7 protein-coding genes are annotated in these 5889 nt (G+C 67.8%); 3 read left to right on the top strand and 4 right to left on the bottom strand.

From position 1 onward, the window contains the following. From imuA to VFL64_RS18995, 3 genes are all read left to right on the top strand, one after another. On the top strand, window positions 1-720 hold a 720-nt coding region (imuA, locus tag VFL64_RS19005; protein ID WP_489541950.1), incomplete at its 5' end, for a translesion DNA synthesis-associated protein ImuA. A 15-nt stretch (window positions 721-735) separates the two neighbouring features. Further along, a complete protein-coding gene (locus VFL64_RS19000; protein WP_489541949.1) occupies window positions 736-2229 on the top strand; it encodes a Y-family DNA polymerase in 1494 nt (497 codons plus the stop codon). A 122-nt stretch (window positions 2230-2351) separates the two neighbouring features. After that, the gene (locus tag VFL64_RS18995) at window positions 2352-3842 is read left to right on the top strand and encodes a methyl-accepting chemotaxis protein (RefSeq protein ID WP_489541948.1); all 1491 of its coding nucleotides are present in this window, start codon (window positions 2352-2354) and stop codon (window positions 3840-3842) included. A 17-nt stretch (window positions 3843-3859) separates the two neighbouring features. On the opposite strand, the gene VFL64_RS18990 is transcribed toward VFL64_RS18995, so the two are convergent. From VFL64_RS18990 to VFL64_RS18975, 4 genes are all read right to left on the bottom strand, one after another. Continuing rightward, the gene (locus VFL64_RS18990; RefSeq protein WP_489541947.1) at window positions 3860-4525 is read right to left on the bottom strand and encodes a TIGR02117 family protein; all 666 of its coding nucleotides are present in this window, start codon (window positions 4523-4525) and stop codon (window positions 3860-3862) included. Window positions 4526-4542: 17 nt separating this feature from the next. Continuing rightward, the gene (locus tag VFL64_RS18985; protein ID WP_489541946.1) at window positions 4543-4938 is read right to left on the bottom strand and encodes a VOC family protein; all 396 of its coding nucleotides are present in this window, start codon (window positions 4936-4938) and stop codon (window positions 4543-4545) included. A gap of 56 nt (window positions 4939-4994) precedes the next feature. Beyond that, entirely contained in the window at window positions 4995-5663 is a 669-nt protein-coding gene (locus VFL64_RS18980; RefSeq protein ID WP_489541945.1) for a GAD-like domain-containing protein, read from the bottom strand. Window positions 5664-5673: 10 nt separating this feature from the next. Further along, window positions 5674-5889 (bottom strand): polymorphic toxin type 15 domain-containing protein (locus VFL64_RS18975; RefSeq protein ID WP_489541944.1); only part of this gene is annotated, 216 nt, incomplete at its 5' end.

Genomic DNA, 5889 nt, shown 5'->3' with positions numbered 1-5889 from the left:
CGGGCCTCGCTGGCGCCCGAGGCCTTGCACCCTCAGCTCTGGCGCGCCGACCAGCTGGGCCGCGATGCCGAGCGCGCCCTGCCCAGCGGCTTCGGCCTGCTCGACGCACAACTGCCCGGCGGCGGCTGGCCGCGCCGAGTGCTCACCGAACTGCTGCTGCCGCACCCCGGCATCGGCGAGATGCGCCTGCTGGCTGCGAGCCTGGCGGCCACCCAGCGCGCCGGCCGGCTGGTGATGATGTTCGACCCGCCCGCCGCGGTGTCGGCTCCTGCCTTGGCCGAGCTGGGTCTGGACGTGGACCAGTTGCTGGTCATCCAGACGCATCTGCAGCTGCGCCCGGGCGCTGACCGCCTGTGGGCGCTGGAGCAGGCCCTCAAGAGCAGCCATGTGGGGGCGGTGGTGGCGTGGCTGCCACCCCGCTTGCGGGCCGAGCGCTTGCGGCGTTTGCAACTGGCGGCGCATGCCCACGACGGGCCGGCCTTCGTGCTGCGTGAGGTGGCCGCGCAGGCACATGCCAGTGCAGCGCCGCTGCGGCTGGCCTTGCACCCCGCAGGGGCCGACCAGCTCGCTCTGCGCGTGCTCAAGCGCCGCGGGCCGCCCTTGCTGGCACCGCTGCACCTGTCCCTGCCGCCGGTGCTGTCGGCCGCGGCCTTGCGCCGTTTACAGATGGGGGGCGACGCTGTGCCTCTGCGCGCCGCCACCTTCATCAACCTGGCGTGATGAACACAAGCCGCCATGCTCTGGGTTGGTCTGCATCTGCCGTGGCTGTCGCTCGAAACCTTCGTGGCGACCCTGCCGCCCGAACAGGCCGAACAGCCGCTGGCCCTGATGGATGCGCACCGCGTCGTCAGCGCCAACCGAGAGGCCCGCGCCCTGGGTGTGCAGCCGGGCATGAAGCGGGCCACGGCCTTGTCGCTGGCACCCCAGCTGCTGCTGGGCCAGGCCGATGAGCGGCGCGACCTCGCCGCATTGACCAGCGTGGCACATGCGGCCCTGGCCTTCACGCCGGCGGTCAGCCTGTCGATGCCGGCGGGCGTGCTGCTGGAGGTGCAGGCCAGCCTGCGCTACTTCGGCGGGCGCGAGGCCCTGCTCCACAAGCTGCGCGCGACGCTGGCCCCGCTGGGCCACCGCATCCGCTGCGTGAGTGCCCCCACGGCCCAAGGCGCGGCCCTGCTGTCGCGCCGCCACGATGGCCTGCACTGCGCCGACCGGCCGGCGCTGGTGCAGTCACTCGATGCCGCTCCACTGGTGCTGCTGGCCGCCGGTTGCGAGCACGCCGACGCCTTGCAGGGCATGGGCCTGCACACCCTGGGCGACCTGCGCCACCTGCCGCGCGCGGGGCTGGCGCGCCGCTTCGGCCAGGCCTTGCTCGACGAGCTGGACAGCGCCCTCGGCGACCGGCCCGACCCGCGCGAGCCGATCGTCCTGCCGCCGTTTTTCCACAGCCAGCTCGAGCTGTTTGCGCGCGCCGACACCACCGACCAGCTGCTGCACGGCGCGCAGGTGCTGCTGTCGCGCCTGGTGGCGTGGCTGTCGGCGCAGCACGCCTTCGTGCGCCGCTTCAGCCTGGTGATGAAGCACGAGCCGCGCTGGGGTCATGCACAAGCGGCTACCGAGCTCGAAGTCGCGCTGGCCGAGCCCTCGCGCGACGCGGCCCACATGCTGGTGCTGCTGCGCGAGCGTCTGGCTGCCTTGCAGCTGCCCGCGCCCACGCTCGAGCTGGGCTTGCAGTCCGACGACATCTCGCGCCGACCGCCGCCCAATGCCGAGCTCTTCCCCACGCCGCAGAGCGAGCATGTCGGCCTCACGCGCCTGATCGAGCGCCTGCAAGCCCGCCTGGGGCGCGAGCAGGTGCAGCGCCTGGTTCCGGTGGCCGACCACCGGCCCGAGCGCGCCACGGTGGTGTGCGCGGCCGAGCCGCTGATGCCTCGGCGCCGCGAGGAGGCTGCGGCACCCGCGCCACCGGGCCACAGCATCACCCGCCCGCTGTGGCTGTTGCCGCAGCCGCAGCCCTTGCCTCAGCATCAAGAGCGCCCGCTGCTCGATGGCGAGGTCCTGCAGCTGGTGTGTGGCCCCGAGCGCATCGAAGCCGGCTGGTGGGACCACCAACTGGCCGAGCGCGACTACTTCATCGCCCAGACGGCCGAAGGGGCCCTGGTCTGGCTGTACCGCGAGCGGCCAACCTTGTCAGGCGGGAAAAGCTGGTACCTGCAAGGGCGTTTTGCCTGATCAAGTTCGCAGGTGGCCTGCCGATACCCGAATGGCGCGCGCTCCAGAAAGGCCGGCGCACGGCTGGTGCATGCCGCTTGGGGCATGCATCACATCCACCCACCACTTGATCAGGAATCGATATGGCCATCGAGAACTTGACGCTGCGCTCTCGCTTGCTGCTGGGCTTCGGGCCCATGCTGCTGATCCTCGGCATCAACACGGCCCTGGCCGCCAGCTACGTCGACGGCGCGGCGAAGGCCTGGGTCATCGGCTGCGGCCTCGCCGCCATCGCGCTTGGCGTGGCGTCTGCGTGGTGGCTCACCCGCGGCGTGATCCAGCCGCTGCGCGAAGCGCTCGACATCGCCCAGAAGCTCACCGCCGGCGACCTGACTTCGCAATACAGCGTGAAGCGCCGCGACGAGTTCGGCCAGCTCATGCTCGCACTGAGCGGCATGAAGGACCGCTTCTTCAAGGTCGTGAGCGACGTGCGCACCGGCACCACCACCGTGGCCAGCACCTCCTCGCAGATCAGCCGCGACAACTCGTCGCTGTCCGAGCGCACCACCACGCAAAGCGATTCGCTTCAGAACACCGCCGCGTCGATGGAGCAGATCACCATCACCGTCAAGCAGAATGCTGACAACGCGGAGCAGGCCAACAAGCTGGTGCTGCAAGCGTCCGATCAGGCGGTCAAGGGCGGCCAGGTGGTCACCGAGGTGGTCACCACCATGGGCTCCATCAAGGACAGCTCGCGCAAGATCGCTGACATCATCGGGGTGATCGACGGCATCGCTTTCCAGACCAACATCCTCGCGCTCAACGCCGCGGTGGAAGCCGCGCGTGCCGGCGAGCAGGGCCGCGGCTTCGCGGTGGTGGCGGCCGAGGTGCGCACGCTCGCGCAGCGCTCGGCCACGGCGGCCAAGGAGATCAAGGCGCTGATCGGCGATTCGGTCGAGAAGGTCGACGCCGGCAGCAAGCTCGTCGACGATGCCGGCAAGACCATGACCGAGATCGTCGCCTCAGTGAAGCACGTGGCCAGCCTCATGAAGGAGATGGCCAGTGCCAGCCACGAGCAGAGCCTGGGCATCCAGACCGTGAACCAGGCCATCACCGACATCGACGGCATGGTGAAGATGAATGCCAAGCTGGTGCAAGACGCCTCGCAGACGGCCGTCTCGCTCAACGAGCAGGCCGTGAGCTTGCTCAAGTCGGTGTCCGGCTTCAACCTCGGCACGCGCGAGCACGGCAATGCCGACGAGGCCGCGGCACTGGTGAAGCAGGGCATCGCCTTCTTCAAGGAGCACGGCAAAGAGGCACTGATCGCCGAGATCAACAAGCTGGGCAAGGGCCGCTTCATCGACCGCGACCTCTACCTCATGGCCATCGGCAGCAACGACTCGGTGTTCTATGCCCACGGCAACAACGCGCGCGTGCTGGGCGCCGGCCCGGTCAGCAAGGACGTCGACGGCAAGCCCTTCGTGCAAGACATGGCCGCACTGGCGCGCTCGGGTGGGCAGGGCTGGGTCGACTACAAGTGGGCGCACCCGGTCACCAATGAGATTCGCCTGAAGTCGTCCTACGTCGAGCGCGCCGGCGATCTGGCGATTGCCTGCGGCATCTACAAGAGCTGAGGCCCGCGTGCCTGGCGTCAGCGTGCGGCGGGCAGGTGCCACACCACCTGCGAGGCCAATGGTGTCCACACGCTGACCTTCACGCCGGCCTGGCGCAGCGCGCGCCCCGTCCACACGTTGCAGGTGGTGAACAGGTTGTAGCTGCCGCGGGCCTCATAGAAGGCATCGCGCGGGCCGTAGTGCTGGCCGGGCAGGTGGGCACCTTCTCCGCCGGGCGCGCGCACCAGCGAGGCCTCCACGTGCTGCACCAGCGAGGCGTATTGCGCTTCCGTCAAAGGCAGTGCGTAGGTGCCTTCGCGCAAGTCGGCTTCATGCAAGTGCGTCACATGCAGCAGCGAATGGCCGCTGCCGGACAAGGCTTGCAGGGCGCGCCCGGCAGTGAGGTCACGCCAGCGAGGCGTGTGCAGATAGAACTCCCGATCGCCCCAGCCGATGGCCACATAGCGAGCGGGTTCGCCGCCCGGGTCGTGCGCCAGATGCCGCGACGGGAAGGTGCGGGACCAGTCCACGCCCTGCGCGCGCAGCGGGAAGACGAGGTCGGTGTGCACGCCGTTGGACATCACATAGGCCTGCACCACGATCGCATCGCCCGCAGGCTGCCGGTTGGCCGGCACGAGCAGCAGCCCGAATGCCACCATGAAGTAGGCGGCGACCGAGGCGATGACCCCGAGCGCAGCCCACATCAGCCACCGCAGGGGCCTCAGCCGGCGGGCGAATGGCATGCGACGCAGAGCTTGTTGCCATCCGGATCGCGGAAGTACGCGCCGTAGTAGTGGGCGTGGTACTCCGGCCGCAAACCCGGGGCCCCTTCGCAGGCACCCCCGTGGGTCAGTGCGATGGCATGGGCTTCGTCCACGATCGCGCGCGTCTCGGCCAGAAAGGCCACCATGTGGCCATTGCCCGGCTGAGGGGCGAGCTGGTCGTAGGGTTTGCCGATAAGGAACAAGGGCCGCGGCGTTGGCTTCGATTGCCAGCCCGCCCACGGACGGCTGCGTTCACAGAAGCGCGCCTCGATGCCCAGCGCCGCCATCAAGGGCATGTAGAACGCGAGGGCCCGGTCGAAATCACTGACACCGACAAAGACGTGCGAGAACACGGTGACCTCCTGGTTGCTGGAGGCTGATTGTTCCGCAATGTTCGGGAAGAGGGAGCCTAGCCGAAGGCCTTGCGGGTCAGGGCTTCCCGATCCAGGATCTCTCGGTGACTCAGCTGCGCCAGAACAGTGAGATGCACGTGTATGTTGCGCTTGGTGATGTTCCCCAGCTTGGCAGATCCGCCGGCGACAAGTGCTGGTTCGAAGGCGAAGACTTCGTCCGCTGCGAGTGGCCCCAGCTTGCTGGCTGCACGATCGAATAGAGGCTGCTTGTCATCGCCCTTCATGTCGATGGCCTTGGGGTTGGTTCCTGAAAGGAACCGACGCAAGCATTCGTCTTGCTTGCCCAGGCTGATCTCCGCCGTGTGGCGATCTTCTCCATAGATCCAGCCTTGCGTCGGATCCACATGGTATTTGTAGCCTGTCTTCGTTCCCCATAGGAACAACCTGCCGAAGCCGCTCCTCGCGATCACGTAGTAGGCGTCTTGTTCGACGACTTCGGTGTCACCCAGCCACGCTTCCAACTCCGCTTCGTAGTCGTCAGGGTTGACGAGCCAGAACAAGCCATTCTTGAAGCCGCAGAAGCCGAGCTCTTGCCAGTAGGTGAGAAGTTGGTCGGGGAGCTTGCCGCGGAACTTCCTGATCACCTCGTCACTTGCCGCTTCAGATGCGGTCGGTGGTCCGAACTGTTCCAGGAACCACTCCAGGTCTTCATCGGTCTGTTTCATGCACATTGCCTCATTTGCAGCGCTCAAGCGTGACGTTCATCTTGGCATCGGGGCCCTGCGACTTGAGCGCTTGCTCGGCTGCCCTGTCCATCTCCGCAACGCGTCCTTCTTTCGACCATTGTGAGCCTATGGATGAATTCACCTTGCGGTCCCCGAAGCCACCGATCTCGTTGCGGCCGCCGGCGATCATGTCCGGGTCGTGCAAGGCAGCAAGCGAACTCATGAT

Origin of the sequence: Rhizobacter sp., assembly GCF_035702065.1 — a bacterium.
GTDB lineage: Bacteria > Pseudomonadota > Gammaproteobacteria > Burkholderiales > Burkholderiaceae_C > Rhizobacter.
The sequence above is the reverse complement of the archived record's forward strand: the minus strand, read 5'-3'. Positions and strand labels throughout refer to the sequence as shown.

What these genes read in the sequence shown, in the direction of transcription:
- VFL64_RS19000 (WP_489541949.1), top strand. Translation starts at nt 736, where the DNA reads ATGCTCTGGGTTGGTCTGCATCTGCCGTGGCTGTCGCTCGAAACCTTC.
- VFL64_RS18995 (WP_489541948.1), top strand. Translation starts at nt 2,352, where the DNA reads ATGGCCATCGAGAACTTGACGCTGCGCTCTCGCTTGCTGCTGGGCTTC.
- VFL64_RS18990 (WP_489541947.1), bottom strand. Translation starts at nt 4,525, where the DNA reads ATGTGGGCTGCGCTCGGGGTCATCGCCTCGGTCGCCGCCTACTTCATG.
- VFL64_RS18980 (WP_489541945.1), bottom strand. Translation starts at nt 5,663, where the DNA reads ATGAAACAGACCGATGAAGACCTGGAGTGGTTCCTGGAACAGTTCGGA.